General features: G+C 51.4%; 22 protein-coding genes. 7 read left to right on the forward strand and 15 right to left on the reverse strand.

Going from position 1 to position 24,709, the window contains the following annotated elements:
- From ACTJJJ_RS03790 to ACTJJJ_RS03835, 10 genes are all read right to left on the reverse strand, one after another.
- A complete protein-coding gene (locus tag ACTJJJ_RS03790; RefSeq protein WP_440701484.1) occupies window positions 1-888 on the reverse strand; it encodes an alpha/beta hydrolase in 888 nt (295 codons plus the stop codon).
- Between the two features lie 73 nt (window positions 889-961).
- Window positions 962-1,543, reverse strand: coding sequence for a hypothetical protein (locus ACTJJJ_RS03795; protein ID WP_440701485.1), 582 nt, complete (start codon window positions 1,541-1,543; stop codon window positions 962-964).
- 1 nt (window position 1,544) lies between these two features.
- On the reverse strand, window positions 1,545-2,390 hold the full coding sequence (locus ACTJJJ_RS03800) for a metallophosphoesterase family protein (protein WP_440701486.1): 846 nt from the start codon (window positions 2,388-2,390) through the stop codon (window positions 1,545-1,547).
- A gap of 11 nt (window positions 2,391-2,401) precedes the next feature.
- A complete protein-coding gene (locus ACTJJJ_RS03805; RefSeq protein WP_188930470.1) occupies window positions 2,402-2,791 on the reverse strand; it encodes a hypothetical protein in 390 nt (129 codons plus the stop codon).
- 35 nt (window positions 2,792-2,826) lie between these two features.
- On the reverse strand, window positions 2,827-4,059 hold the full coding sequence (locus ACTJJJ_RS03810) for a hypothetical protein (RefSeq protein ID WP_440701487.1): 1,233 nt from the start codon (window positions 4,057-4,059) through the stop codon (window positions 2,827-2,829).
- A gap of 126 nt (window positions 4,060-4,185) precedes the next feature.
- On the reverse strand, window positions 4,186-5,085 hold the full coding sequence (locus tag ACTJJJ_RS03815; protein WP_188930467.1) for a hypothetical protein: 900 nt from the start codon (window positions 5,083-5,085) through the stop codon (window positions 4,186-4,188).
- A gap of 11 nt (window positions 5,086-5,096) precedes the next feature.
- Entirely contained in the window at window positions 5,097-5,663 is a 567-nt protein-coding gene (locus ACTJJJ_RS03820; RefSeq protein WP_440701488.1) for a hypothetical protein, read from the reverse strand.
- An 11-nt stretch (window positions 5,664-5,674) separates the two neighbouring features.
- Window positions 5,675-6,184, reverse strand: coding sequence for an RNA polymerase sigma factor (locus tag ACTJJJ_RS03825; RefSeq protein ID WP_188930463.1), 510 nt, complete (start codon window positions 6,182-6,184; stop codon window positions 5,675-5,677).
- A 92-nt stretch (window positions 6,185-6,276) separates the two neighbouring features.
- Window positions 6,277-7,884, reverse strand: a complete 1,608-nt coding sequence (locus ACTJJJ_RS03830; protein WP_440701489.1) for an ArnT family glycosyltransferase — start codon at window positions 7,882-7,884, stop codon at window positions 6,277-6,279.
- Window positions 7,875-9,059: a hypothetical protein gene (locus ACTJJJ_RS03835; protein WP_440701490.1), complete on the reverse strand. Its 1,185-nt coding sequence runs from the start codon at window positions 9,057-9,059 to the stop codon at window positions 7,875-7,877. Before ACTJJJ_RS03835 ends, ACTJJJ_RS03830 begins: the two co-directional genes overlap by 10 nt.
- 593 nt (window positions 9,060-9,652) lie before the next feature.
- Here ACTJJJ_RS03835 and ACTJJJ_RS03840 point away from each other — a divergent pair.
- The 5 genes from ACTJJJ_RS03840 to ACTJJJ_RS03860 all read left to right on the forward strand — a co-directional run bounded on the left by ACTJJJ_RS03840 (window position 9,653) and on the right by ACTJJJ_RS03860 (window position 17,881).
- Window positions 9,653-12,931: a SusC/RagA family TonB-linked outer membrane protein gene (locus tag ACTJJJ_RS03840; protein ID WP_440701491.1), complete on the forward strand. Its 3,279-nt coding sequence runs from the start codon at window positions 9,653-9,655 to the stop codon at window positions 12,929-12,931.
- A 12-nt stretch (window positions 12,932-12,943) separates the two neighbouring features.
- Window positions 12,944-14,422 (forward strand): SusD/RagB family nutrient-binding outer membrane lipoprotein, encoded by a 1,479-nt coding sequence (locus ACTJJJ_RS03845; RefSeq protein ID WP_440701492.1) that lies wholly within the window; start codon window positions 12,944-12,946, stop codon window positions 14,420-14,422.
- Window positions 14,423-14,488: 66 nt separating this feature from the next.
- Complete coding sequence (locus tag ACTJJJ_RS03850) at window positions 14,489-15,574, forward strand: alkaline phosphatase family protein (protein WP_426294719.1); 1,086 nt, start codon at window positions 14,489-14,491, stop codon at window positions 15,572-15,574.
- On the forward strand, window positions 15,574-16,557 hold the full coding sequence (locus tag ACTJJJ_RS03855) for a metallophosphoesterase family protein (RefSeq protein ID WP_440701493.1): 984 nt from the start codon (window positions 15,574-15,576) through the stop codon (window positions 16,555-16,557). Before ACTJJJ_RS03850 ends, ACTJJJ_RS03855 begins: the two co-directional genes overlap by 1 nt.
- Window positions 16,558-16,690: 133 nt before the next feature.
- Window positions 16,691-17,881 (forward strand): metallophosphoesterase family protein, encoded by a 1,191-nt coding sequence (locus ACTJJJ_RS03860; protein ID WP_440701494.1) that lies wholly within the window; start codon window positions 16,691-16,693, stop codon window positions 17,879-17,881.
- A gap of 2 nt (window positions 17,882-17,883) precedes the next feature.
- On the opposite strand, the gene ACTJJJ_RS03865 is transcribed toward ACTJJJ_RS03860, so the two are convergent.
- From ACTJJJ_RS03865 to ACTJJJ_RS03875, 3 genes are all read right to left on the reverse strand, one after another.
- A complete protein-coding gene (locus ACTJJJ_RS03865) occupies window positions 17,884-18,669 on the reverse strand; it encodes a LytR/AlgR family response regulator transcription factor (protein ID WP_426294716.1) in 786 nt (261 codons plus the stop codon).
- A 4-nt stretch (window positions 18,670-18,673) separates the two neighbouring features.
- Window positions 18,674-19,783: a sensor histidine kinase gene (locus ACTJJJ_RS03870; protein ID WP_440701495.1), complete on the reverse strand. Its 1,110-nt coding sequence runs from the start codon at window positions 19,781-19,783 to the stop codon at window positions 18,674-18,676.
- Window positions 19,784-19,904: 121 nt separating this feature from the next.
- Window positions 19,905-20,948, reverse strand: a complete 1,044-nt coding sequence (locus ACTJJJ_RS03875; protein WP_440701496.1) for a sensor histidine kinase — start codon at window positions 20,946-20,948, stop codon at window positions 19,905-19,907.
- 118 nt (window positions 20,949-21,066) lie between these two features.
- On the opposite strand from ACTJJJ_RS03875, the gene ACTJJJ_RS03880 reads away from it, so the two are divergent.
- Together ACTJJJ_RS03880 and ACTJJJ_RS03885 are read left to right on the forward strand one after the other, a co-directional pair.
- On the forward strand, window positions 21,067-21,543 hold the full coding sequence (locus ACTJJJ_RS03880) for an NUDIX domain-containing protein (RefSeq protein WP_440701497.1): 477 nt from the start codon (window positions 21,067-21,069) through the stop codon (window positions 21,541-21,543).
- Between the two features lie 80 nt (window positions 21,544-21,623).
- Window positions 21,624-22,892: a PepSY-associated TM helix domain-containing protein gene (locus ACTJJJ_RS03885; RefSeq protein ID WP_440701498.1), complete on the forward strand. Its 1,269-nt coding sequence runs from the start codon at window positions 21,624-21,626 to the stop codon at window positions 22,890-22,892.
- Here the strand turns inward: ACTJJJ_RS03885 and ACTJJJ_RS03890 are convergent.
- Window positions 22,863-23,591 carry a hypothetical protein gene (locus tag ACTJJJ_RS03890; RefSeq protein WP_229221602.1) on the reverse strand — a complete coding sequence of 243 codons (729 nt, stop codon included), beginning with the start codon at window positions 23,589-23,591 and terminating at the stop codon, window positions 22,863-22,865. The genes ACTJJJ_RS03885 and ACTJJJ_RS03890 overlap by 30 nt on opposite strands.
- 102 nt (window positions 23,592-23,693) lie before the next feature.
- Window positions 23,694-24,650 (reverse strand): hypothetical protein, encoded by a 957-nt coding sequence (locus tag ACTJJJ_RS03895; RefSeq protein ID WP_440701499.1) that lies wholly within the window; start codon window positions 24,648-24,650, stop codon window positions 23,694-23,696.
- Between the last annotated feature and the right edge of the window lie 59 nt (window positions 24,651-24,709).

A 24,709-nucleotide genomic window follows, 5' to 3' on the forward strand; every position in this document is an offset into this window, starting at 1 on the left:
TTAGGGAAAGTTTAGATAACCATTATCTCCCAGCCAGTCGGCCATTCGCTGCGGCCAGGATTTGATGCTTTGAAGCGGGGAGCGGTCACCCATGTTGAAACCGTGATCGCCTTTGGTGTAGAGATGCGCCTCCACGGGGCGCTTTGCTTCGCGGTATTTGACGAGCAAACTGGCCGTCGTGACGCCGCAACAGGGATCGTCGTTCGCGGCAAGCAGGAATGCAGGCGGGGCGTCGGCGGGGACGGTTTCGGGAATGCCGAGCGGCCCCGGGTAGATCAGCATTTGAAAATCCGGCTTTCCATCAAGACGGTCGATAGGGTCTTTGGCGTTGGCATCGCCTTTGCCGGAAACATATGCCACCGATGCGACTACCTCGCCCCCAGCCGAGAAGCCGAGCATTCCTACACGGCCGGGATCGATACCATATTCCTTCGCGCGGCTGCGTACTTGCCTGATCGCCCGCAATGCGTCCTCGCGCGGGTGCTTTTCGAGTGAATAGGGCGAACCTTCTTCGCGTGGAAGGCGGTATTTTAAAACAAAGACAGTAATACCCAGTTTTACAAGATATTCAGCCGGTTGCACGCCCTCAGCATTGTAGACGAGCAGCCTGAAACCTCCGCCCGGACAGACGACCACCGCAGTGCCATTTGCCTTACCCGCTGGCGGTGCAAACACTTGCAAGGACGGGTTATGGATGTTTTTGACCCAATAATCCTTAGCCGACTCGGGTTCGTTGCGCTTGTTTTCGAAGCCCGGCGCGCCGTTTTCCCAAAGCGGGATTATTTTACGGGCGGTTTGTGCGAGAACAATGGTCTGAACGAAACAATAAGCGACAGCAGTAATGCAGAGCGTTTTGAAAAAGACGACAGGAGTTTTCAGGATCTTCATAAGTCCGCAGGTTAGTGGCCACGCACATTCGGGCCATTGCATAGTAAAGCAAGAAACTGACGTCTCTACCTGCCTAAAATCCCAGCCGCACACCGATCCCGGCCTTCACTACTTCCCGGACCCGCAGCGATCCTGCGTTCAAAAAGTAGCTGATCATATACAGATCGTTGGTGTTGAATTCAAGATAAGCGCTGAATGTGCGGAGTCCCGCGTTCGCAGGCAATTTGTAAGTAACGGACGATTCGGTGGCCAAATGCAGACGGAACGCGGGTTTCCACCAGTAATAATTGGGCGGGTAGCGGGAAGGGAGTTTGAAAAAATAGTCGTTCCCGAATTGATAACTGCCTTTAAGCCCAAAGTCTACCGGATTGATCTGGAACCTGGTTCCAAGCTGGAAACGTACCGGCTGATAAAAAACCGCGCCGGAGAATAAATGCAAAGGCCCGCCCTTCGCTGGCGGCACATACCCGTATTGGAAGTGGGTGCGCAAACGCCGGTGAAAAAACGCATACCCGGCACCAACGCCCATCCAGCCGTTGCTGCCAGCATATTGAATTTGTGCAAAATCCGGGACCAGTTTCCCGGCGAATTGGGCATAGGAGTTGCTGGCTGCTCCCGTTGCGAGGAGCGCCGCGATAGCGAAGATTCGTTTCATGTCAGTAGTTGATGATGGATTTCAGCACTTTGCCGTCGACGATTTGGAGTAGGACAAATGCGCTTTGTTTGAAAGAAAAACTCGTGATATAGTGCACCCTGTCGCCGAACGGATAAAAGTCCTGGTGCTCATGAACATGACCGTGTAGGGAGAGTAGCAAATTGGGAGCGTTTCGCAGCAAATCGGTGTACGGTTTCACAGCAGCGGGGCCGAATTCCAGCGCATTGAAGGGAGGTACATGCGAAACGGTAATCATATACGAAGCACCCTCCATGTTCCTCAGTTCGCGTGAGAGCCAGCCCAGGTCGGGGATATTTTCACCCGGAGCTTCCAGTCCGTTGGTATTGTGCGCGATGAATTTGATGCCCCCGTACACAAATGAATAGTTCAACGGCCCGAACATTTGCCGGAAGATTTGCCTGCCGTTAGCCACCATGTCGTGATTGCCTATTATACCGAAATAAGGCGCGCGTAAAGCGGAAAGCCGCTTTTGAACCCATTTAAATTCTTGCAATAACCCAAAATCTGAAATATCGCCCGCCAGCAGTACGAGGTCGACGTTCGTGAGGCTGTTTACCTTTTTGACAAACCTTTCCTGCTCGTCATACCATCGCTGGGTGTCACCGGCAAAGACAATCGTCACGGTGTCATCTTCTGCGTTTTGCCGGAGCCGGGCGAGATTTTGCGCATTCAGGTTGGATGGGCTCGAATGGTCGAACGACTGGTTGGGGCTGAATTCGAATTGGTCGCAGGAAGTCAGGAGTGCGAGCAGGGTCAGGAAGGTCAGCGTGGTCAGGTGTTGTTTGGCATTGTGCAGTAGTTTGAGAACATTCCTTTTGTTTTTCATGGCTTCGATGGCTAGTCTGTATCATTGATTCTTTCAATTCGTTCAATTTCCCTGAGAACGGTTGGTAAGGATGCCTGGCGGTCGATCAGCCTTTCCAGCTTGATGAGACTGTCGGACTGGAAACGACTTTTCCGGCCATTTAGAGCACTGTAAAGCACATCCCGGTCATCCCAGAGCATTCGTATTTCAAGGGCAGTGTTTTGTGAAACATTTATTTGTTTCGTCCCCAATTCGTGTCGGAGGTTCATGAGCTGCCGGCCGATATGCATTCGGGTGCGATGGTAGTTCGCTTGCAAGTCATTTTGCGCAGGTGTATTTCCGAGCCTGTACCGAATCAGCATCGACAAGACGACGATGATGGGCAAAGCGATGCCAACCCACTTTTTTGCGGTGCGTGTCATGGAGTTATGTGCTTAATTACCGGGAGTTGTGGGCGTCAGAAGGCCAGGCCTAGCGTGATATTGGTACGAAATCCAAAGTCTGTTTGGGTACTTTTTAAATAATCCTGAAAATTGTACGATGTGTTACAGTCGAAATAGCCGTGGTTGAACAAACGCAGCTGGAAACCTATAAGTGGACCGGCGTTGATGATACTGTCTTCACTTCGAAGATTATCATACACCGCGTGCCCATGGCTGCCTTTGTAATAATAATATTCGGTGTTAACCCCTGCATACAGGCCGGACAGCCCATTGCGGCTCCTCCCTTTGAGTTGCTGGGCTTTTGTGAAAGCGTAATACCTGGGCTGAATAGAGAATGAGACAATCTTCTCGCGGGAATAAACATTCTTGTAATCTGTTTCATAGCCATAGATATTGTTTTTTACCCTAATTAAATTGAACCCATTGTTCATAGCAGCGTCCAGCTGGAAATTTAAACTAAGCGGCCAGTCGGACAACTTTTGCTCAAATGCGACGCCAGCTTTCAGTCTGTTCAAATAGTAGCCTACCGTTATTTCCGGCAGCCGAACTTTCCATTGATTCCGGATTTGTTCGTCGCAAAAGAGAATGTCGCAAAGCGGCGCCCTGTTTATCCTTTTCCAGTCCCCGAAAGCAATGCCCAGAATGGCCTGGGTTGAGCATTCTACCTTATCGACTCGTTTATGTACTGAAAAATTAAAATCCATGAAGCCGCGGTTCAGAAACCTTCTCTGAATACCCAATCTTAACCCTATTTTGGGATTGTAATGGTCGACGGTCCCTGGGACATTGTAAAAGACACCAATGTAATTTCCGCTGAAATTGTTGGCACTCAGGCCTTTTTTGATCCGTCTCCGCATTCCCACAAACCATCTGAGCTGCGCATCCATTACCGTGTACTGAACAAGTCCCTTTAACGGAATATTCAGGTCCAGGAAAGGCATATGGCCCGCCAGGGCGATTGAAAATGCGGGCAGAAACTTGAACTCGTACCCGAGCTGCAAGGATGTATTGTTCAATATTTTGTCGTCCTGTAATGGAAATGCAATCGCCTGATAGTATTGCGACAGCCCGATCTTCACGATATGTCTCGTTGCCACTTTGGTCATAAATACATTTTCATACCGGTCGATGAATCGCTGTTTGACCAGTGTGTCAGCTTCTTCGGAATAGGATACGCTGACGGTGTCCTGCGCGTGTGCGACGAGGGAGACGAGCAGGGACAGGACGAACAATACGCCTTTTTGCATTAAACAACAGTTGGGTTCAGGTTAAAAGTTGTAAATGTGTTGTCGATAGGCCGTTGTTTGTCAGTATTTTAAATTGTTAAGAGGAGGGTTATTTTACTTTCATGACTAATAGTTAAGCACCCGTTTTTATTTAATCGTAACCCTTCCGAACTCGGCGTTGATATCGACGCTGGCGAGCTGGTTGCGGGAAAAAAAAGCTTCTTTGAAATCGGCGGTGTTGCGTTTCCACTTGAAACCGTTGGGGAGTTTCATAGTGGCGTAAGCGCCGTTGATGGTGTAGTCGAAATGCTGCCAGTTCTTTGTCAGGAGCATTACTTCGGCCTTTTTGGAGTGTATCCCAAGGCTTGTAAGCCCCACGGTCGGGTATATTTCGACGTTGCCATAGGCCGCATCGATGCGAATGGCCCCGGCGATCTGTTCCAGGCGGACGTTGGTATGGTCGCTCGAAAAGGTAAATGTGCCCGCGAGCTCGTTGCCCGAAAGTTCGCCGAATGTGGTTTGCAGGGCCCCTTTTCCACTTAATCCGGTCAGGCTCGTCGTGCAGAAATCGGCTTTCAGGTTCAGCTGGTTGGTCAACCCGCGCAGTGTAATGGTGCCGAACGAGTTTTTTAGGTCTACGGCACACGAAGCGGGCAAATGGATCGTATACCGGGCTTTGAGGTTCGAGACAGGTTTGCTTTCTCCTTCTTTTAGTACAATATAATTGCGCAGAAAATAGTCCCTGCCGTTGCGGTCGGCGATATACTGCAATTTGGAAAGGTCCTGCGTAGCCGTGGCGCGGTCGGGATGGCGGGCGGAAAGCTCCATGATCACGGCAATATCGGCGTTGTCCCACGTCACAATCTCGATGTCGGCCTTTTCCGCGCTGATATAGAGTGTGCGCACGGCCGGTGCGCTGACCGTCCTTTCGATCCTTTTGGTAGCGACCTGCAATTTTCCCTGCGCGTAAGCAGGCAAGCTCCCGGACGCCCACGCAAGGAGCGCGAGCAAGGGTAGTTTTCGGATTTTATTAAGAAGTATATTCATGATTAAGGTGCTTAAATCATCTTGGCCATCGCATTCAGAATGTCCGTTTTTTGTCTTTCAATTTCATTGTATTGCCTCAAAAGCTCCGGCTCGGTGTTGTAATTGCCGATGGCGTGGACCAGTTGGTCGGCGGCGGAACTTAACCGCTCGTACTCTTGCCGCAACGATCGGTATTCGCTGCTGTTGCAAACCAGCGTTTCCGTTTCGCAATACGTTTTCAATAACCGGTATTGCCGATCGGTCTTAATGTCGGCTTCCATTTGCAGCCGCTCGTCAACCGGCTCCTGCGAGTAGGCAACACGTGGCCCATCGGCCGGCAGCATCAGCCAGGCGATCCCTGCGCCGATCAGGAGCATTGCGGCTGCATAACCCCATTTCAAGCGCTGTTGCCGTACACTTTTCCGGTCGATCAGGTCCCAAAGCTTCTCGTCCGGTTCGTAGGCGGGCATTTCGGAAAGCGCCTGGCGAAGCGGCTGCGCCAGCAGATTTTCGTTCAGGGCATTCCATACCTCTTCTCCCGGTTCATATGCAGGAAAGCGTCGGAGCGCATTTTGAAGGCTTGTATGGTTCTTTTCCATTCGAATCGGTGTCAGTTGGCCGAAAGCATCGCGCGGAGCTTTCTTTTGGCATGAAACAATTGTGATTTAGAGGTGCCTTCCGAAATGTTAAGCATTACCGCAATTTCGCGGTGCGTGTAACCTTCTACTTCGGCAAGTACGAAAATGGTGCGGAAACCATCCGGCAGCGATAATACCGCCGTTTCAAGATGTGCTGTATTGATTTCCGATTCGCCCCAGTCAATCCCTTCGCCCATATATTCGTCCACATTTTGCCAGATCACCAGCCGTTTCTTCTTCGTCGATTTCCGTACAACGATCTGTTTCACCCACGCCCCGAGTGTGGACTCGCCCCGGAATTGATTCAAATGCTTAAATACTTCCATGAAAGCATCCTGCAAAACATCATTGGCATCGTCGAAATCACCGGTAATGCGGTAGGCGAGCGTGTACATCGCTTTTTTGTAGCGGTCGTACAGCTGTCGCTGGGCAATGCGATCATTTAAAAGACAACCACTTATCAAATCGGCTTCCGAGGTCATGCAGGGATTTTTAGCGTATTCGTGTCAAAGAGGCAGCAAGATCAGGAAATGGTTGTATGGGAGGGGGAAAATATTGTGGAAGTTTTTGGCGGTCAATGGTCGGCCGTCAGCCTTGCATTTCTAAGCCTGTACACAAACCAATACCGGGCCACGCGGCTGTTGCGCCTTTGTGTGATCGTCCCGGCCTTTTCGAACCGCTCAAACTGACCTGCAAATTGCTCTGCGGGATCGGTGAAATTGTTGGATGGGGTAATGTACCACGCGTCCGAGCCGGCTGGTACCTGTCCGTAAAGTTTGTTCAGCCAGGCGAACTGGTGAAGGTCTTCCAGCTTCCCGATACCCACCGTACGCATTCCGAGCGGATACGCTACGTGATAGTAAATGTGCGAGCCCGGAAACCATTTATGAACGACCATTGGCGCGTCGCGCTTCATGCTGCCGCTGGCAATATCGTCGTTGCGGAGTTTTTCGAAAGCGGGCAACAGCTGTTCCCAGCCGGTAATGTCCAGCGTAGCGTCGCCCTCGCCCGTGTGAGGGAAGGATTTAGGGCTCATCGTGCCCGGGTAACAGCGGATGAGGATGGGGCCGGCCGCGAAAACGAATAGAATGAGTCCTACTGAACCTGCCAGCAGCTTTTTGGGAAGATTATTAAGGTCTGGGAATATAAACTTGTCTGCCCAGGCCGCGCCCAATAGCATGAGTCCCAGAAAACCGGGCCCGCTCCAATGCGGCAAGGTGTCGCGAAAAAGCGAAACGAGCGTGGTACAGGCGATGATGGGCAAGCTGCACCATAACAGCAATGCCGCCGAGGTGGCATCGACCAACGTGGTAATGGCCAACGTGGTAATGGCCGACGTGGTAACGGCCGACGTGGTGATCGAAAGCCTGCGCACGAGCGTTTTTCCGGTTAGCAGGTAGATGACGACCTGGAATGGATTGGCATACAGAACCTGACCGATGCTTGTCCGCAAAAAGGATCTGATGTTAATGCCGCTATCGCCGAAGGTCACGCGTTCGCTATGGAATCGCCAGGTAATGAAGTCGTTGCCAAAATTCCAGAACAAAACCGGCGAGACGAGCAATGCGGTAATGGCTATGGAAATATACAAATAAGGACTTTTGAGCAAGCCGCGGCGGTCGAAAGCGATGAATCCCAGAAAACCGAACCAGAGGAACACGCCATGTATTTTGCTCATCGTCGCAAGGCCGATGAAGAGCCCGGTAAGCAGCAAATAGCGGTGAATATCGGACAGGCCGGTAGCCTTGATACAGCGTAGCATCGCATACAATGCAGCCAGCCAGAATGTGAGCTGTACCGAATCGGGGAGGATGAAAATGCCGCACAGAATGCTGCTGTAAACAGAGGTGTTATAAAGTAAAGCTGCAATGAGGCCCGTGTCCCGGTTCTTGATCAGGTTACCTAAATGTGCTATTAGACAGGTATTTACGGCCGCTGCGACAATGCCCGGCATCCGCACGAATACTTCGGAATTGCAGTTCAGATTGAAGGTGAAAATGCGTATGAGGATGCCCACCAGTGGCGGATGATCGAAATGGTTCCAGTCGGGTAGGACGGCGTAGGTGAAATAGTACACTTCGTCGTTGCCGAGGTTGATCAGGTTGGCGATGAGCAGCCGGATGATCGTAAAAATGATCACTAGCAGGGTTACGGGATATTTTTCGATGTATTCTATCGCCATGACAGTCTGCGTCGTCCGTAACGTTGAGGTCGTTGTCCGGGCAAGAGCCGAACGAAGAGCAGCAGCCAGCCACCCAGAATGCATGAGCCCACGCTCCGGAAGAACATCGTTTCGTTGAAATTCTCATAAACCGGCATCGGTCGATAGCCGTTTTTGGGCGTAAAGAATACCGGGTTCAGCAAAATCTCGGTTCCGTTTGCATATTTGAATGTCGCCCGGGCATAACGTTCTTCGGGAACGATGCGGTGGCTGATGCGATCGGTGTCGCAAGCCATGGCGAGCACCTTCCCGTTTTGGCCCGTGATGGTTACTTCACGGGCTTTCCGCGTCATGATGGCAATGATCGTGTCATGTCGAACGGTAAGGCTTTTCAGTTGTGGAATGGAATCGTGGTGCTGGCTTTCTCCGACGATTACCCCGTAGCTCTGCCCGGTTTTCAAGGCATGAATTACCTCTCCGGCAGAGTTGTTCCTGACATTCACGAAAGTACATCGTATACCGAGCCGATTTTTGGAAATGACGTCGTGAATATCGTCATCGCCCACAATAAATACCCGCTTGCCGGCCGATAATGCCGCGTCCCATTGGGCTGTGGATGTTACCGATGGGTTTAGCACCTCCATGCAATCGTAATGCGTAAGCTGGGCCAGATCTTCTCCCGTATAGCCGTTTTTGAGCGCCGGATGGTTCAGGATGACTACATTGTCGGGACCTGCGAGATGGCTCAGTACATGTTGCTTATTGTGAGTGGTTTGCGGAAAAAGGTAGTCGAGCCACTGCACTTCGTTGCTCCCGAGCACGAGCTGATGCGTCTTCCGGATATTATAACCGTGCTCATACGCCGAAAGATAATTGCCGCGGGTAGAATGGGTTGTGTCGATGTGGTGATAGTTTGAGACACAATGCACGCCATAATGCAATGCTTTGTAGGCATTATGAATGTCGGATGCTGTTCCGTGCCCGTTCGTCACACCCTCCCATGCGCGGCTGTGCGCGTGAAAGTTGCATTTCACCCATTGTGCTGCGACGACCGAGTCGTATGGATTGTACACTACAGGGCCTTCGAAAGGAATGGGCGCGTTGAGCTGGTAACGAGGGCAGAAGAAGAACTGGGATACCAATAGCCAGATTACCCACGAGGAAAAAGCGAGCAGTATGATGCGGAGTATCTTCATAAGTGCCGCAAAGATGCCTCGCGGGTGTTAAGTCATTATTAGGGGAATGAGAAGTTTTGATTTGTTCTCAAATACTTCACAATCGCCGGTGGTATCGGAGGCGGCGAGAGTTCATCGCGTAAAGAAGATCCGGAGAAGATCTAAAAGTTAAATATTAATTAACATTAAGATAAATTGCTTCTGAGGAGTACAGAATATCTTTGTATCGGAAGGTTGAAATATAGAGTATTTGTAAACCTATAAAGATGTGATCGAGCACATAATGTTAAATTTTTAGATAAATATTGCCAAATGCTTTTAGATTGTTTAATTATACTTTACTTTTAGGTTTCAGCCGCAGAATGTTTTGAAGTAGTGCTAATCCAAAGACTGTTTAGTATTTGTTCACAAGCCTGACTGTACATGAAATAACCGCAAACCTTAATTTTTGAACGACCGGTGGCCGGGCTTTTGTCGCCCGGTGGTCAGCGCTCCGGCCCGGTGTTGAAACCGGTGTTTTCGCCCGCGCACACCATGCGCATGTCTGCAAGAAGGCTTCTAGCCTTTGATGAATCCTTATTGACCTTGAAATACCAGCTAATTAACAATTACTTATGAAAAAAAAGATTACGTTTTTAGAACGGAAGCTCCCCAGCGGGTGCTGGTCTGTTGCGCTCATGCTGTGCCTGGGGCTTTCGGCGGTGCTTCCCGGCGAAACCTGCGCCCACGGGACCTCGCCCGCGACAGGAAAAACGCTTGCCAAAGCGTATACGTATAAACTTGTGCGTTCGACAATTAATGCGTCTGTCAACGAAAGGACCGTCAGTGGAAAGGTGACCGAGGGAACGGGCAAGGAAGGCCTCGTGGGGGTGAATATCCTCATCAAAGGAACGTCGCGGGGGACGGTTACCGATGCGACCGGCAGGTATGTATTGCGGGTTGATAATGAGAAAGATACCCTGGTTTTTTCTTTTCTGGGCTTCTTGTCGCAGGAAATGGCGGTGGGAAACAGGACGGTGATCGACGTCGCGCTAAGCGCCGACCAGCGGCAGCTTAATGAAGTGGTAGTCACGGCTTTGGGTATCAAGAAGGAAAAGAAGGCCGTCGGGTATTCAGTTTCGGAGGTGAAAGGCGCTACCATGGTGAAGGCACGGGAGCCGAATGCGATCAGCTCGCTGACGGGGAAAGTAGCCGGCCTTACAATTGCGCAGAGCCCCGATTTGCTTTCCAGCCCGCAGGTGACGTTGCGTGGCAGGAGCGGGGTTTTGTATGTGGTTGATGGCGTGCCTATTAACACCGATTCGTGGAATCTGAGCCCGGACGATATCGAAACCTATTCGGTGCTGAAAGGCGCCAGCGCGGCGGCATTATATGGTAACCGCGGCCAGAACGGGGCGATTATCATTACCACCAAAAAGGGCAGCGGCGCAAAGAAAGGCTTTACAGTCGATTTCAATTCCAGTACCCAGTTGCAGACGGGCTTTAATGCGATTCCCAAATACCAGACGGAATACGGCCCGGGCAGCGATTACGAATACGCGTTCAAGGACGGCCGCGGCGGCGGGATCAACGACAACGACTACAATATCTGGGGCCCGCGTTTCGAGGGGCAGCTGATCACCCAGTACAATAGTCCCAAAGACCCCAAAACGGGCGAACTGATGCCTATTCCGTGGCTGGCAAGAGGGAAGGATAACCTCACCAACTTCCTCCGGAACGGCTTACTGAGCACCAATAACCTGGCCATTTCCAGCAAGAACGAGTTCGGCGACTTCCGCCTCTCACTTTCGCAGACATTCCAGCGCGGCCAGATGCCCAATACCAAGCTCGGTGGCACGAATGTGAATATCTCTGGGGGTATTAATGCAGGCAAAAAAGTGCGCTTCGATGCGAGTATCAATTATAACCGCCAGTATTCACCCAACTACCCGACGCTCGATTATGGTCCGGCAAGCCCTATCTACATTTTTACCGTGTGGGGCGGTGTGGATTACGATGTGAACGACCTGCGCAACTACTGGCAGCCGGGCAAGGAGAATGCCCAGCAGTTCAACCGGGAGTATACCATTTACGATAACCCTTGGCTGACCGCCTATGAAGCATTGAAAACCTACTATAAGAATGATGTGTACGGCTTTGCTCAGATGAATTACAAGATCAACGACAAGCTGACATTCAATGCCCGCACGAATGTGAGTACCTGGAACCGCAACCGCAGCACGCGCGCTCCGATCTCGTCGAATCTTTACAATTTCGGCTTCCCGAACCAGGCAGGTGGTTATTCCGAAACCTATGACACTTTCTGGGAAAACAATACCGAAGGCTCTTTCAAATACGAGGATCGTTTCGGCAAGGATTTCGGGCTGAATGCATCGGTTTACGGTAACCTGCGTTCGGTGAAAGTGACTTCGCTGACGGGTAAAACAACCAAGGGCCTCCTTGTACCCGGTGTATACGACCTTTCCAATTCGGTACAACCTTCGACATCGGCCAACGATTTTGCAAAACGCTGGGTAGGAAGTGTTTATGGTTTTGTGGATATGGATTACAAAGATTTCCTCTTCCTGAGCCTTACGGGCCGGGTCGACCGTTCGAGTACGATGCCGAAGAAGAACAATACCTATTTCTATCCGTCGGCTTCGTTGAGCGCAGTGCTTTCGGAGGTGGTCGATTTGCCCCAGGCGATTTCATTTGCGAAGCTGCGCGGCTCCTATGCCAACGTGGCCAGCGATTTTGTGGATGAGAATTTCCAGTACGACATTTACAAGCTGCTTCCGACCTACACGAGCTCAGCACCCTGGAACAATTCCTACACCGGCGTGAGCTACACCGGCACGCTGTACAGCGACAACCTCCAAGCGGCACGGGTAAAAACACTCGAACTCGGTCTGGAAATGCGATTTCTGCATAACAGGCTCGGTTTTGATGCGGCAGTGTTCCGCAACGTCGAAGGGCCCGGCATCGTGAGCGTGCCTACCTCGGTTACCTCGGGCGTGTCGGGCGTGCAGCGCAATGCATTCACATATATACGCAAGGGCGTCGAGCTGGGTATCGACGGAACGGCTGTGAAGAACGAGAACCTTACCTGGAATGTGTCGGCCAACTGGTCGATGAACCACAAATGGCTCGACAAGATCGACGGCGTGCAGCAACGCGATGGTAATATCCACGTCGGCGAACGCGCGGATGCCTATTATATCAGGGATTTCCAGCGCGACGAAACCGGCAATATCATCGTCGGCTCGAACGGCATGCCGGCCTACAATCCGTATAATTCGCGGATTGGGTACTACGACAACAATTTCACCGCGGGAATCAATAACACATTCACGCACAAGTCGTTCACACTGAGCTTCCAGGTAGATGGCCGCTTTGGCGGAAAGGTTAACAACTACATGTATACCAAGCAGTTCGGGAGCGGAACGGCACCGGAGTCGGCGAATGAATTCCGCCTGAAAGACTGGCAGAACCGCGACAATCCGGATTACAAAGGCTCGGTCATGACCGACGGCAAGCGGATCGTGAAGGGTCAGTTGAACACAGATCAGGATGGAAATGTGATCACCGATACCCGCGAATTTGCGCCAAATACAGTGCCGGTATTATGGCAGGCATGGGCAACGAACTACTATCAGTCGAATTACATTGCGGCCAAGAACCGTACTTATGTAAAGCTGCGTGAAGTCGTGCTAACCTACAATTTCCCTGCGAAACTGCTTTCGAAAACACGCTTCGCATCAGCGGCCAGCCTGTCGCTCGTGGGGCGTAACCTGTTGTATTTTACAGGAAAATATACCAAAAACATCGACCTGGATCAGTTTACAGGCACCATTACCAGTTTCCAGACGCCATCTGTCAAAAGTTTTGGAGCAAACCTGAATGTGACTTTCTAACCGGAATTACCTATGAAAAATATTAAATACATGCTGTTGGCGCTGGGCCTTGGCCTGGGAAGCTGCCAGGATATCGACACGCTGCAAAAGGACCCCGGCGCGATCACCAACCCTTCGGCTGACCTCATACTCACCGGCATTCTCACTAATACCTGGGACTCGCCGTGGAGCACCGATCATCGTCATAACCAGTTTATGACGCAGAACGAGGCCTATTACGACGGTCAGGCTTATGGCTGGACCACCGGCTCCTACGACGTGTTCTATAACTCACTCCGTAACGTGAGCCGTATGGAGATCGAGGCAACTAAATCCGGCGACGTAGGCGCGCATTACCTCACGCTCGCGAAGTTTTTCAAGGCCTATTTTTACAGCCGCGCCACCGAAATGTTTGGCGACGTACCGATGTCGGAGGCGATCAAAGGCGTGAGCGACGAGAATTTCAAGCCCAAATACGACAGTCAGAAGGACATTTATATCCAGGTTCTGAAATGGTTGGAAGAGGCCAATGCCGAGATGCCCGCGCTGATCGCGAAAAAACCGGCAATTTCGGGCGATTACCTGTATGGCGGCGATCTCGTTAAATGGCAGAAGCTGATCAATTCGTATCGTTTGCGCGTGCTCATCAGCCTCAGTAAACGTGCAGACGATACCCCCGACCTGAACGTAAAGCAGCAGTTCGCGGCAATCGCGAACGATCCGGCGAAATACCCGCTCATTGTTGCTAATGCGGATAATTTCCAGGTTGTTTACAATACGATCAATACCTACCCGCTATGGCCAAGCAATGGCGTAGTGGTGAAAAACGACAAACGCAACACGCTGGGTGCCACTTTTGTTGACATTGCCAAAGCCACCCGCGACCCGCGCCTGCTCGTAGTGGCATTGCCTGCCGATGCTTTGAAAGGCAATCAGGATCCTTACCTGCGCTATGGCGGCGGCAAAACCGGCGATTTGCAATCGACATTGCTGGAAGAAGCCGGGAAGGGGTTGCTTTCGATGATCAATTTTGACTATTGGGAGGCATCGGCAGCCGGAGTGCCCGCGATCCAGCTGGGAGCCCATGAGGTGAATTTCAGCATTGCCGAGGCGATCAACCGCGGCTGGCTGGCTGGCAATGCCGCCGACTACTATCAAAAAGGTGTTACCGAATCGATGAAGTTTTATAATATTGCACAATCGGAAATAGACAGGTTCCTTGCTGCGAATCCTTATCCCGGCAATACCGAAAAAGGTTTGCAGAAGATCCTCGAACAGAAATACATGGCATTCTTCGAAAACTCGGGTCGCCAGGCATTCTATAACAACCGTCGCACAGGTATTCCCATATTCGACATCGGGCAGTCCAATTCGAATAACAATCAGATCCCCGTCCGCTGGGCTTACCCGACCTCGGAGTACACGACGAATGAGGTGAATGTGAAAGCCTCGCTCAAAACGCAGTTCAATGGTGCCGACACGCAGAATGGCGTGATGTGGCTTGTTAAATAACCTTTCCCCTTCCTCCGGACCTTGCATCCGGAGGAAGCTTTTACTTTCCGGACTCTTAAACTTAAAATGATGAAAACAACCCTGCTAACCTGCCTAATGGCCGCGCTGAGCATTGCGGCCATGGCTCAAACCAAAACGAAAAATGTTGTAATGATCTCCGTCGACGGCTGCCGCTGGCAGGAAATTTTCCGCGGCGCGGATTCTGTTTTGTTTTATACCAAAAAATACCGCCAGCAGGACTCGGCGGCGATGGTAGCTAAGTATTGGGGGAAAAACGTCGCTGAACGCCGCAACAAGCTAATGCCTTTCTTTTGGAATACTATTTCAAAACAAGGGCAGCTTTATGGCAACCGCGACCTGGGCAACCTCATGAACGTACGTAACAAATACTGGTTCTCCTATCCCGGCCGCAGCGAAACGCTTTGCGGGTATTACGACGAGAAGGTCAACAGCAACGACTACCCGAACAACCCGAACGAGAATGTGCTGGAATTCTTCAATAAGCAAAAAGGCATGGAGGGTAAAGTGGTTACGTTTGCTTCGTGGGACGCGCTTTCGCGCATTCTCAACCGCGACCGCAATGGCATGCTCGTCAACATTCCCGGCGAAAAAGTGAAAGGCAACAACCTTACCGGAGCCCAGAAATTGGCTAATGAATTGCAAAACTACCTGCCCGAATATTTCGGTAAATCCGTTCGCTTCGACGCCCACACCTACGCGCTCACACGCTCGTACATCGAAGCTAACCACCCACGCGTTGTCCATATCGACTTCGCAGATATGGACGAGTTTGGCCACCACGGCCAGTACGATTCCTTCCTCGATGGCGCGCATTATGTCGATGCAATGGTGGCGAGCCTCTGGAATTATATGCAGGCCGACCCGTTTTATAAGGACAAAACGACCATCATCGTTTATCCGGACCATGGCCGCGGCCTCGGCGACCGCTGGACCAGCCACGGCACCTCGGCACCAGGCTCCAATGAAACCTGGATGGCTGTCATTGGCCCCGATACGCCCGGCACCGGTGAAATGAAAAGCCAATCGCAGGTTTACCAGGACCAGTTTGCCCAAACGGTCGCGCAGTTGATGGGATTCAAGTTTACGGCCAACCACCCTGTTGGAGAGGTGGTTAAAACTGTTTTTAAATAATGCAACGGAGGGATTTTTTCAAAGGTATGGGAGTAGCGGCCGGGAGCGTCGCTATTTACCAGAATTCGTTTTCGATACCAGCTTTCGCCAGTGGTCCTGCGCAGACAATCCGTTTCGGGATGATTTCCGATCTGCACCATTTGCAATTCGGGCGGGAAGAGGTGACGCGGCTTAGCGGGTTTATGGATGATGTGGTTAAAACGAACCCGGATTTCATTATCCAGTGTGGTGACTTTTGCCGGCATACGCGCTCCGAAGGCATTATGGAGCAGTGGAACCGTTTCAAAGGCCCGAAATACCACGTGCTGGGCAACCACGATATGGACTATTGCGGCAAGGAGGCGATCATGCAGTTTTGGGGAATGCCAAAGCGGTATTATTCATTTGATCAGGGCGGCTTTCATTTCGTCATCATGGACCGCAACTTCCTGAAAGAAGACGATGGCCGCCTTACGCATTACGACAGTTCCAACTGGGGTAAGCTTCCGGCACCCAAACGCAGCTTCACCGACCAGGAACAGCTCGAATGGCTGCGCGCTGACCTGCTTCAAGCCAGATTTCCTGTGGTGGTATTCATGCACCAGCCCGTGTACCTAAGCGACTTTCCCCTGGAAATCGGTAATGCAGACGAGATTCTGAGTATTTTCGACGAAGTAAATTTCAAAGTAACGCAAAATGGGAGTCGGGCCGGGAGTCCTGCCGGAAGCCCGGCAAAAGTAGTGGCCGTATTCATGGGGCACGACCACGACGACCGTTACGGCCAGCGCAATGGCGTGCATTACTTTATGGTCAACAGCGCCACGTACGTCTACACCAAAGACGGCGCCTACTATTATAAAGACCCGCTGTATGCTTTCGTAACGCTCGACACCTCCGGCAAAATGACCATCGAAGGCCGCAGCACCATCTATACCCCCGCCGCACCCGAGCAGGTGGTTTCGAGATTTCCGACGAGGATTAGTGATCATCAAATCAAGTTATAATTGAGGTATTCTAAGTTTTGGTTTTAGCGGGAGGGATAATATGTGAAAAGGGATATTCTTAAACCAAAATTAATGCTATGTTTACACTGTCTGGCGGCGATTTTGTTAGCTTGGGCTGACCAAAATCGCCGCCATGGACATAGTCAGTATCCAAAAGGCTGATCACCAGCAGCCAGTCGTAATGAGATCCAGTTACCCGCAGAAATTCTCCAAACCCGTTTTCAAAAAAGACGTTCCCGACGATAGCTTCAAGTACCTGCCTGCACCCAAACCGTCCGGAAAATATCCTTATCATTTAGACCTTGAATCCATTGATCCGGTCCCGGACCAGAACAAATTAGCGTTCCATATGGTGGGTGATACGGGCAGTATCCGGACGCCGGATTTTCAGAAACTGGTGGTAGGGGAGATGGTGAAGCAGTTTGAAGCGGCCGAGAAAACAGGTTACGAACCGCAATTCCTGTTTCACCTCGGCGATGTCGTGTACAACCACGGTGAAGCAAGCCAGTATCAGCGACAGTTTTTTGAGCCTTATCAGAAGTATCCGGGCCCCATTTTTGCAATTCCGGGCAACCACGACAGCGATATCAATCCCGACAGCCCCGTTCGTTACAACAGTTTGGACGCATTCAAGGCGGTTTTTTGTGATACCGAACGACGGACAGTTTCTTTCAGCGGCAACGCAGCGCGCAAAAGCATGGTCCAACCCAACGTGTACTGGACGCTCCTTACACCGCTGGCGAATATCATCGGGATGTACAGTAACGTGACGAAATTCGGCGTGGTGACCGACGAGCAGCGCGATTGGCTGGTTCGCGAACTCAAAAGAGCCGACAGCGAACGCCCCGATAAAGCGGTGATACTCTGTCTGCACCATTCCCCGTATTCCGCAGACATTAACCACGGTTCGAGCATGCCGATGATCGAATTGCTGGAAGGGGTTTTTGAAGAAACCGGCATTTATCCCGACATCGTTTTCAGCGGCCACGTGCATAGTTATCAGCGTTTCAGCCGACATTACCCGGGCGGTGGCCACGGAAGCGGACGTGTACTGCCATTTATAGTAGCGGGAAGTGGAGGATACGACGAGCTGCATCCGGTTGCCTACACGAGCGATTACCGCTTCAAAAGCGACCTGCCGGAGTTTGAAGGCATCAATCTCGAAAGTAGCTGCGACACGAAGCACGGCTTCCTGAAAGTGCTCCTCGAAAGAACTACGGACGGCATTACCCTCACGGTTGAATTCTACACGCTCCCGCATGAGCGGCGCGTGGAAGTGGGTGTGCATGCAGCCCTGGAAGACCGGTTAGTGCTGAAAATCTAGTTCTATTTACCCATCCAAACCTTAAAATCCCCCACTTTTTCCCTGCTTACAAGCGCCTCCTTGTTATGCGCGGGGCGCAGGGTGAGCGCGAGGCGGTTACCAAAATAAGGGTCGATTTTATCGACCGAGCGGTGTGTGACCATCATTCCGCGGTTGATCCTGAAAAAACGGGCCGGATCGAGCGATTCTGCCAGCTCGTCGAGCGTGTAGTCGACGAGCATTTTCTGGTTGGAATCGGTCATGAAGAAACTGTAACGGTCGTCGGTGAAGAAATAGGCGATCTCACCAACTTCGATCGAAAGCATTTTTTGCCCCTGTTTTACAAGAAAACGCTGCCGGTACTCGACGGACGATGCTTTTTTGAAATCTTCCAACAACTTCCGGATGCCTGCCAGCGAATGATCGGCGGCAGGCTGGACTTTCATTTTTTCATATTTCTGCAATGCCCGTTGAAGATCGTCGCGGTGCACGGGTTTTAGGAGGTAATCGATGCTGTTGTGTTTGAATGCCTGCAATGCGTATTCGTCGTAAGAAGTAGTGAAAATGATCGCACTGGACACGTCGATCCGGTTGAATATCTCAAAGCTCTGGCCGTCGGACAGTTCGATATCCAGGAAAATCAGGTCCGGGTCGGCTTGTCCGGCAGCGCGGTTTTCAAGGATCCATTCCACGGTTTGTTCGATACTGTCCGTAACGCCTGCAATATCCAGCGAGGGCGCTACTTCGCCGATCATCTTTTTCAGGCGACGGACTGACAAATCTTCGTCTTCAACAATTAGCGCATTCATACTTTCAGGAAATCAGTGGTAAGGTTACGGTGAAAAACTCATGGTTGCTTTCGATTACAGGCTGGGATAATCCGGGCCGATACTCGCTCAGCAGCTGGTATTTCGTGATAATATTGACCAATCCGACGTGCGTTGACTCGATATTTTCCGCACCGGCAGTCAGGTTCTTCTTTTGCAGATTGTTACGCACCATCAACTGGCCTTCCACGGTGCTCAATATGAAAATAGTAAGCGGCCTGCTCACGCGGATTACATTGTGCTTCACCGCGTTTTCAACCAGTAATTGCAATGTTAATGGTGGAATGCGGTGGTCCAGAAAGCACTCCTCCACGTGAATATAAAGTTTCATGCCTTCGCCATAGCGGGTTTTCAGAAGGTGCCCGTACGATTCTATGAACGACAATTCTTTTTTTAACGTCGTTAACTGCCCGAAATCGCGCTGATCGACGGACGAATGGTTGGTTTGCAAAAGATAGCGGTAAACGCGCGCCATTTCGTCTACAAACTGCTCGGCCTTCTCCTGGTCTTCACCGATCAGCGCGGAAAGGGAATTTAATGTATTAAAAAGAAAATGCGGGCTGATCTGGGCTTTCAGGCTTTCGAGCTGGCCGTTGACATTCTCCTTCATAAGCCGTTCGGCATTGATCTCGTGCTGCCGCCACCGCCCGAGCGCGCCGAACGTTTCCCACAGGCCGGTAACCAGCACAATAGCCGCAAGATTTACGACATAAACAAGCACCAGTGTGTGAACGGTGAGGGTAGAGCTGAACAAATTCCTGTCGATGTACACCCAGGCCGTTAGCAGCACGAATGCGCCCGAGGCCACGGCGTGGGCGGAGATCGATAGTGCTACGCGCACGAGCGTTTGCTGCAAATCGCTGTAATGCGTGGTAATGTAGCCGGCCAGCCGGGATTGTATCCAGCAAGCCGCCGCCAGAAGGCCTGCGTTCAGTAAAGTGGCTTTCAGCAAGAGTAGCGGATCACGAAACACGTGAGCGCCTACGGTGATGTAGTTGAAAAGCAGCAGCAAGGCGACAGAGCCCAGGGCATAAAATGTGGTGCTTCCCGAAGGTGCTTTTTCCGGAAGTTTTTCAAACAATGCTTTTTTCTTCATGGTTAGGCATTCGCTCTGGCTGCTTCGCGACAGTTCCACTGCGGCAAGTTCAAAAATAGTGTAATGCGGGAAAACGCAAGCGCACAAGTTGCATCAACTGCATTTTTACCGGCTTGAATTGTCATTGAACCGCCACCGCGTCGGGCAGGAGCGGAATCGTCACTGAGAAAGTGTCGTTGGTTTCCTGAATCTCCAATTTTCGGAGCGTAAAAGTGAGCAGCTTCGCCGAAAGCCCACGCAGGCCGGTGCCTGTTGCGCCAAGCGTGCGATGGCGTATTTGAACATTATTGGCAACCCGGATGGCGCGGTCGCCGGTTAGGCTGATCGTCACCGTCAGCGGGCGGCTGGCCGATAGTACATTGTATTGAACTGCATTGTCGACCAGTATTTGCAATATCAGCGGCGGGATTGTCAGGTCGGGTGGGCAGCGGTCGGGGAGCTCCACCAGAAGCGCTTCGTGGTACCGTACTTTTAGCAAACGGACATACACTTCCAGAAAAGCGAGCTCGGATTGCAGTGGTACGAGGTCTGTCCGGCCACCTTGGAGCATGTAACGGTAAATACGGGCGAGATCTTCCACGAAATCCTCCGCCTGCACGGGGTCGGCACTGATGAGGGAGGACAGGGTATTGAGGCTGTTGAATAAAAAATGTGGGTTCACCTGGCCTTTCAACGCATCAAATTCTACTTCCAGCGATTCTCTGGCCAGTTTTTCGTCATCGGCCTTGTCGTTTTTCCATTGTTGCAATGCATAGAATAGTCCCAGCAATGCACAGATAAATGCATCGCATACCAGGCCCACCAACACCATCGGCCAAATCTCCGACCACGCGAATGCTACTTCAAGGGCCGGTACCAGACTGTAAATCCATATATCGAAAACCATCAGAACAAGCGTTGCGGCTGCCAGTTTCCAGAACATTTTCAGCATTTGTCCGAGTATCTGGCCCTGGGCCGGGCTGCCGGCGGTCTTACGGATAACAATCGTCAGGATCACCACCGAAAACCAGTACAGTACCAATGCAAGGGCCGAGGCGTTGAGGAAGGTGGGGAAATGCATGAAATATCGCTCGCCCAGCAAATAATAGTTCCCCAACGCAAAGCAGACAGGCATCATCGCGAGATGGTACCACCATTCATACTTCGAAAACAAAGCTGGCTTCATGGTTCGGGGACTGATAATTGGCTGAACAGCCTGCAAAATTAACAGAAATAGGAAAGCGGTTGGTAATAACGATATTGCCTGCTACTTTCCGGCAATTTAACGATTCACAACAAGCACGATGGTAGGGCGTAGCGCGGGAATTTTAATGTTTCGGAGGAAGGAGAGACTGGAAGTGCTGCTGGTACACCCCGGCGGGCCGTTCTTTATGCGGAAGGATCTCGGCGCTTGGTCGATCCCGAAAGGGGAATACGACGACTCGGAAGATCCGCTCACAGCGGCGCGGCGCGAATTTGCGGAAGAAACCGGGCAAGCCGTAGAGGGTGATTTCCTGCCGTTAACTGCGATTAAGCAGAAGGGAGGAAAGGAGGTGCTTGCCTGGGCTGTGGAAGGAGACATCGATGCTGCGAAAGTTTCAAGCAATACATTCGAACTGGAATGGCCCCCACGTACGGGCAAAATGCAGAAATTTCCCGAAATCGACCGAGCGGAATGGTTCGATCTCGACACAGCCCGGACCAAAATCAATGAACGCCAGGTAAGTTTGCTGGATGAAGTCGAAGCATTATTTGGAAATAATCAGCCTGGTCGTATTTAATAATTTGTAATTAAACTAAATACGATATTTCTTTGCTGCCGAGGCGCCTTCTCCTGTCGCTACCAATCCAAACTGCATTCATGTCTCAGAAAAAGACAGCCTTTGCCAAGCTTATCGGAACACTTCACCTCTGGTTGGGACTGGCGTCCGGGCTGGTGATCATCATGCTCGGGCTTACCGGCGCGATCTACGTCTTTACGGATGAAATCAAACCGCTGGTTTACAAAGACCGCCTCTTTATACAACCTGAAAACAAACCGAAGCTGCCGCTGAGCCATTTGCTGGCCGTAGCGCAAAAGGCGGTAGGTGAGACGCGGCCGGTGACGAGGGTCGAAATATCCGCTCAGCCCGACAGGACCTATATTTTCAGGGCATTGAAGGTTGATAAGGAAGGGTTTTCGCATTGGGATTACTACAAATATTACACACGGGCGTATGTGAACCCGTACAACGGCAAGGTTGTCAAGCTGGAAGATTCGAAAAACGAGTTTTTTACCATCATACTCTCGCTGCACATGCGGATGTTGTTCGGGGAAAAGATTGGGCATACCATTGTAAGCTATTCTGTACTAGCCTTTGTATTGATCCTGATTTCCGGACTGGTGTTGTGGTGGCCTGCCAGGTGGAATAAATCGGGTACCGATAAAAGTTTTAAAATCAAATGGAACGCCAAATGGAAGCGCGTCAACTACGACCTGCACAATGTGCTGGGCTTTTATGCCTGCATTATTCTTTTCGTGTGTGCCGTTACCGGTCTTGTTTGGGCATTTGACTGGGTCGAAAAAGGGGTGAAAACGGTCGCCGACGGCGGAAAGCTGGCGGAGGTGCCCGCCGTCTTTTCGGATACCACGCAAAACAAGGACGCGAACGCTGTCGACCGCGTATTTGCAGCATTGCAAAAGGGCCAATCCAGGGCCTACGGCTATCTGATCAACTTCCCTGCGAAAGGCAAGCTGCCCATTAATGCATCCACCTATTTAACCGCCGGCAACCGCTACGACCGCATTCAGGGACAGTACGATCAGTTTACCGGCGCACAACTGCGCTCGCGCTCATTCGACGAACTGAGCAATGGCGAGAAAGCCTACGCCATGAATTTCGATCTGCATGTAGGCGCGTGGGCGGGCTTGCCGAGCAAGATCCTTACCTTTTTTGCAGGTTTGATCTGCGCCAGCCTGCCGGTCACCGGGTTTGTGATCTGGTGGGGGCGGAGGAAGAAGGAGGGAAAAGGAGGAAGGGGAAGAAAGGGAGGAAGGAGAATGGTTGTGGCTCGGAAGACGAGCGTTGGTGGGATGGTTGAGCCTGGTTATGCACCAATGTCAGCCCGCTTGTCCGAGGAAGAAAAATAGGCCGATGACAGCGGTTGAAAATATCACCCAACCCCAGAATATTCTCGCGGGAGGCATTGTTCCCTGCGCCAGTATGCGTGCACCCAGCGGGAGGAATGCAATGCAGAGACAACCCGTAGCGATCACCGACATAACCGTCCCGCCTTTTAGTACCCCGATCATCAGCGCCGACATCATGGCCAGCGCCACGACCTGAAAAGGTCGTAATGCGCCCGAAATCCAGGCCCCAACCGCCAACACGGCCCAGCCAAAGAGGATTGCGCCTGAAAGTGTCGAAACAATGTGAAATGCGCCGTAGGAATGTGCCACCACTTCGGTGGCTCTGGGCAAGCTGAGGATATTCACCAGTTGGAACGCAAGGTGATTAATCCCCGAATGGAACGTCCTGGCAAATAACCCGAACAACACCAGACTGCCGCCCCAAACAGCCCATACCGGTTTCTCGCGCCCGATGAGATTGGCCAATGTAACAATAGCGGGCCAAAGGAGCATATTCCCCGCCAGAAACAAGCTGTAAGCCGTGAACATAAGCTTAGGATGGCTTTGATAAGCACGTAACTGTTCGGGAAAGAAGAAATCGAACCGTAGTTTCAGGATTTCCCCGACCAGCAGCAAAACGGGCGCCAGCACGAGCGAAATACCGCCCAGCCAGCGCCCGGGAAAGGGAAAATGATCGAAATTGTTTTCAAAAGTTTTCATGGCTAATAGTTTATACAAAACTATGCAATGATAGGTACTATGCATTGCATACTACACGACTGGTGCTTTCGTAGGTTGAATGGTTTGGGCTGAACAATGGGGTTAATTTTTTACCGTTTGTTGCCGTTGCATGACCCAGACATCATTGCTGTACTCAAATTGCGGGTGATCAATGTTCTGACCACCGTATTTCCCGCCTGTGATGTAAACCGCGCCTTTATGTACGCAGGCGGCGACGCCTCCGCGTGGGGACCAGGGCGCTTCGGCGGCGTACCAGCTGCGGCCATCCGAGCTGCTGAGGACTTTGCTTTCAAAACGTCCGCCACGGTTGCATCCGATCAGCCAGATGCGCCCGTCCATTACTACGGCATTGTAACCGAATATTACTTCGCCCTTCACAATTTCGGGGCATTCCCGCTGCCAGTGAATTCCGTCTGTGGACGACCAGACGTCGTGGTTAAGCAAATACAGCTTTCGATTCAAAAGCACTACCTGGCTGTGGCTTCGTGGTCCGAAAGGAGCGCTGTCGGCGACCTTTTTCCAGTGGATGCCGTCCGGCGAGTTCCAAATATCCCCGAATTTTGTCGACAGGTTTTCGCCGCCGATCATCCATATTCTGTTTTGAAATACAAATGGATGGTAGAAAAAGCGTTCGGGCAGGTTGCTTTTTTGCGGGCTAACCGTCCAGGTCCTCATATCGGTCGTGTTGTAAATAGTGTTTTGCCAGCGGTACATTTCGATGTTACCCTCGAAATGTCCTAATCCTGTGATGCCCCGGCCAAACGGTACATAATCGAGGAATGCCAGGTTGGAAATTGCATTGTACAATCCGGACTTCGACCATCGTACGCCATCGACGGAAAACCAGGTACCATCCGGATGAAACACCCACAGGGTATCACGCAGGCTGAAAAGCTGGAAGTTGTAACTTTTTGCCCAGGGTGCATTCGCGACGAGCCGTTTCCATTCATAATGTGGTTTGAACCGTAACTTTGGGGCTTCTTCAACAATATCCGCCCAGGGCAGAAAGGCAAGCAGGAGCAGGATGGGTGTTTTCATGGCAATCGCGTTTAGTATAGACGACATGGACCATCGATACAAAACAATGCGAGTGAATC

The sequence above is a fragment of the Dyadobacter sp. 22481 genome, assembly GCF_052044875.1.
GTDB classification, from domain to species: Bacteria; Bacteroidota; Bacteroidia; order Cytophagales; family Spirosomataceae; genus Dyadobacter; species Dyadobacter endophyticus.

Coding starts and splice junctions, on each gene's coding strand:
- ACTJJJ_RS03795 (WP_440701485.1), bottom strand. CDS start 1,543: ATGAAACGAATCTTCGCTATCGCGGCGCTCCTCGCAACGGGAGCAGCC.
- ACTJJJ_RS03850 (WP_426294719.1), top strand. CDS start 14,489: ATGATGAAAACAACCCTGCTAACCTGCCTAATGGCCGCGCTGAGCATT.
- ACTJJJ_RS03870 (WP_440701495.1), bottom strand. CDS start 19,783: ATGAAGAAAAAAGCATTGTTTGAAAAACTTCCGGAAAAAGCACCTTCG.
- ACTJJJ_RS03845 (WP_440701492.1), top strand. CDS start 12,944: ATGAAAAATATTAAATACATGCTGTTGGCGCTGGGCCTTGGCCTGGGA.
- ACTJJJ_RS03890 (WP_229221602.1), bottom strand. CDS start 23,591: ATGAAAACTTTTGAAAACAATTTCGATCATTTTCCCTTTCCCGGGCGC.
- ACTJJJ_RS03790 (WP_440701484.1), bottom strand. CDS start 888: ATGAAGATCCTGAAAACTCCTGTCGTCTTTTTCAAAACGCTCTGCATT.
- ACTJJJ_RS03855 (WP_440701493.1), top strand. CDS start 15,574: ATGCAACGGAGGGATTTTTTCAAAGGTATGGGAGTAGCGGCCGGGAGC.
- ACTJJJ_RS03820 (WP_440701488.1), bottom strand. CDS start 5,663: ATGGAAAAGAACCATACAAGCCTTCAAAATGCGCTCCGACGCTTTCCT.
- ACTJJJ_RS03815 (WP_188930467.1), bottom strand. CDS start 5,085: ATGAATATACTTCTTAATAAAATCCGAAAACTACCCTTGCTCGCGCTC.
- ACTJJJ_RS03895 (WP_440701499.1), bottom strand. CDS start 24,650: ATGAAAACACCCATCCTGCTCCTGCTTGCCTTTCTGCCCTGGGCGGAT.
- ACTJJJ_RS03825 (WP_188930463.1), bottom strand. CDS start 6,184: ATGACCTCGGAAGCCGATTTGATAAGTGGTTGTCTTTTAAATGATCGC.
- ACTJJJ_RS03810 (WP_440701487.1), bottom strand. CDS start 4,059: ATGCAAAAAGGCGTATTGTTCGTCCTGTCCCTGCTCGTCTCCCTCGTC.
- ACTJJJ_RS03830 (WP_440701489.1), bottom strand. CDS start 7,884: ATGGCGATAGAATACATCGAAAAATATCCCGTAACCCTGCTAGTGATC.
- ACTJJJ_RS03835 (WP_440701490.1), bottom strand. CDS start 9,059: ATGAAGATACTCCGCATCATACTGCTCGCTTTTTCCTCGTGGGTAATC.
- ACTJJJ_RS03885 (WP_440701498.1), top strand. CDS start 21,624: ATGTCTCAGAAAAAGACAGCCTTTGCCAAGCTTATCGGAACACTTCAC.
- ACTJJJ_RS03880 (WP_440701497.1), top strand. CDS start 21,067: ATGGTAGGGCGTAGCGCGGGAATTTTAATGTTTCGGAGGAAGGAGAGA.
- ACTJJJ_RS03865 (WP_426294716.1), bottom strand. CDS start 18,669: ATGAATGCGCTAATTGTTGAAGACGAAGATTTGTCAGTCCGTCGCCTG.
- ACTJJJ_RS03800 (WP_440701486.1), bottom strand. CDS start 2,390: ATGAAAAACAAAAGGAATGTTCTCAAACTACTGCACAATGCCAAACAA.
- ACTJJJ_RS03840 (WP_440701491.1), top strand. CDS start 9,653: ATGAAAAAAAAGATTACGTTTTTAGAACGGAAGCTCCCCAGCGGGTGC.
- ACTJJJ_RS03805 (WP_188930470.1), bottom strand. CDS start 2,791: ATGACACGCACCGCAAAAAAGTGGGTTGGCATCGCTTTGCCCATCATC.
- ACTJJJ_RS03860 (WP_440701494.1), top strand. CDS start 16,691: ATGGACATAGTCAGTATCCAAAAGGCTGATCACCAGCAGCCAGTCGTA.
- ACTJJJ_RS03875 (WP_440701496.1), bottom strand. CDS start 20,948: ATGAAGCCAGCTTTGTTTTCGAAGTATGAATGGTGGTACCATCTCGCG.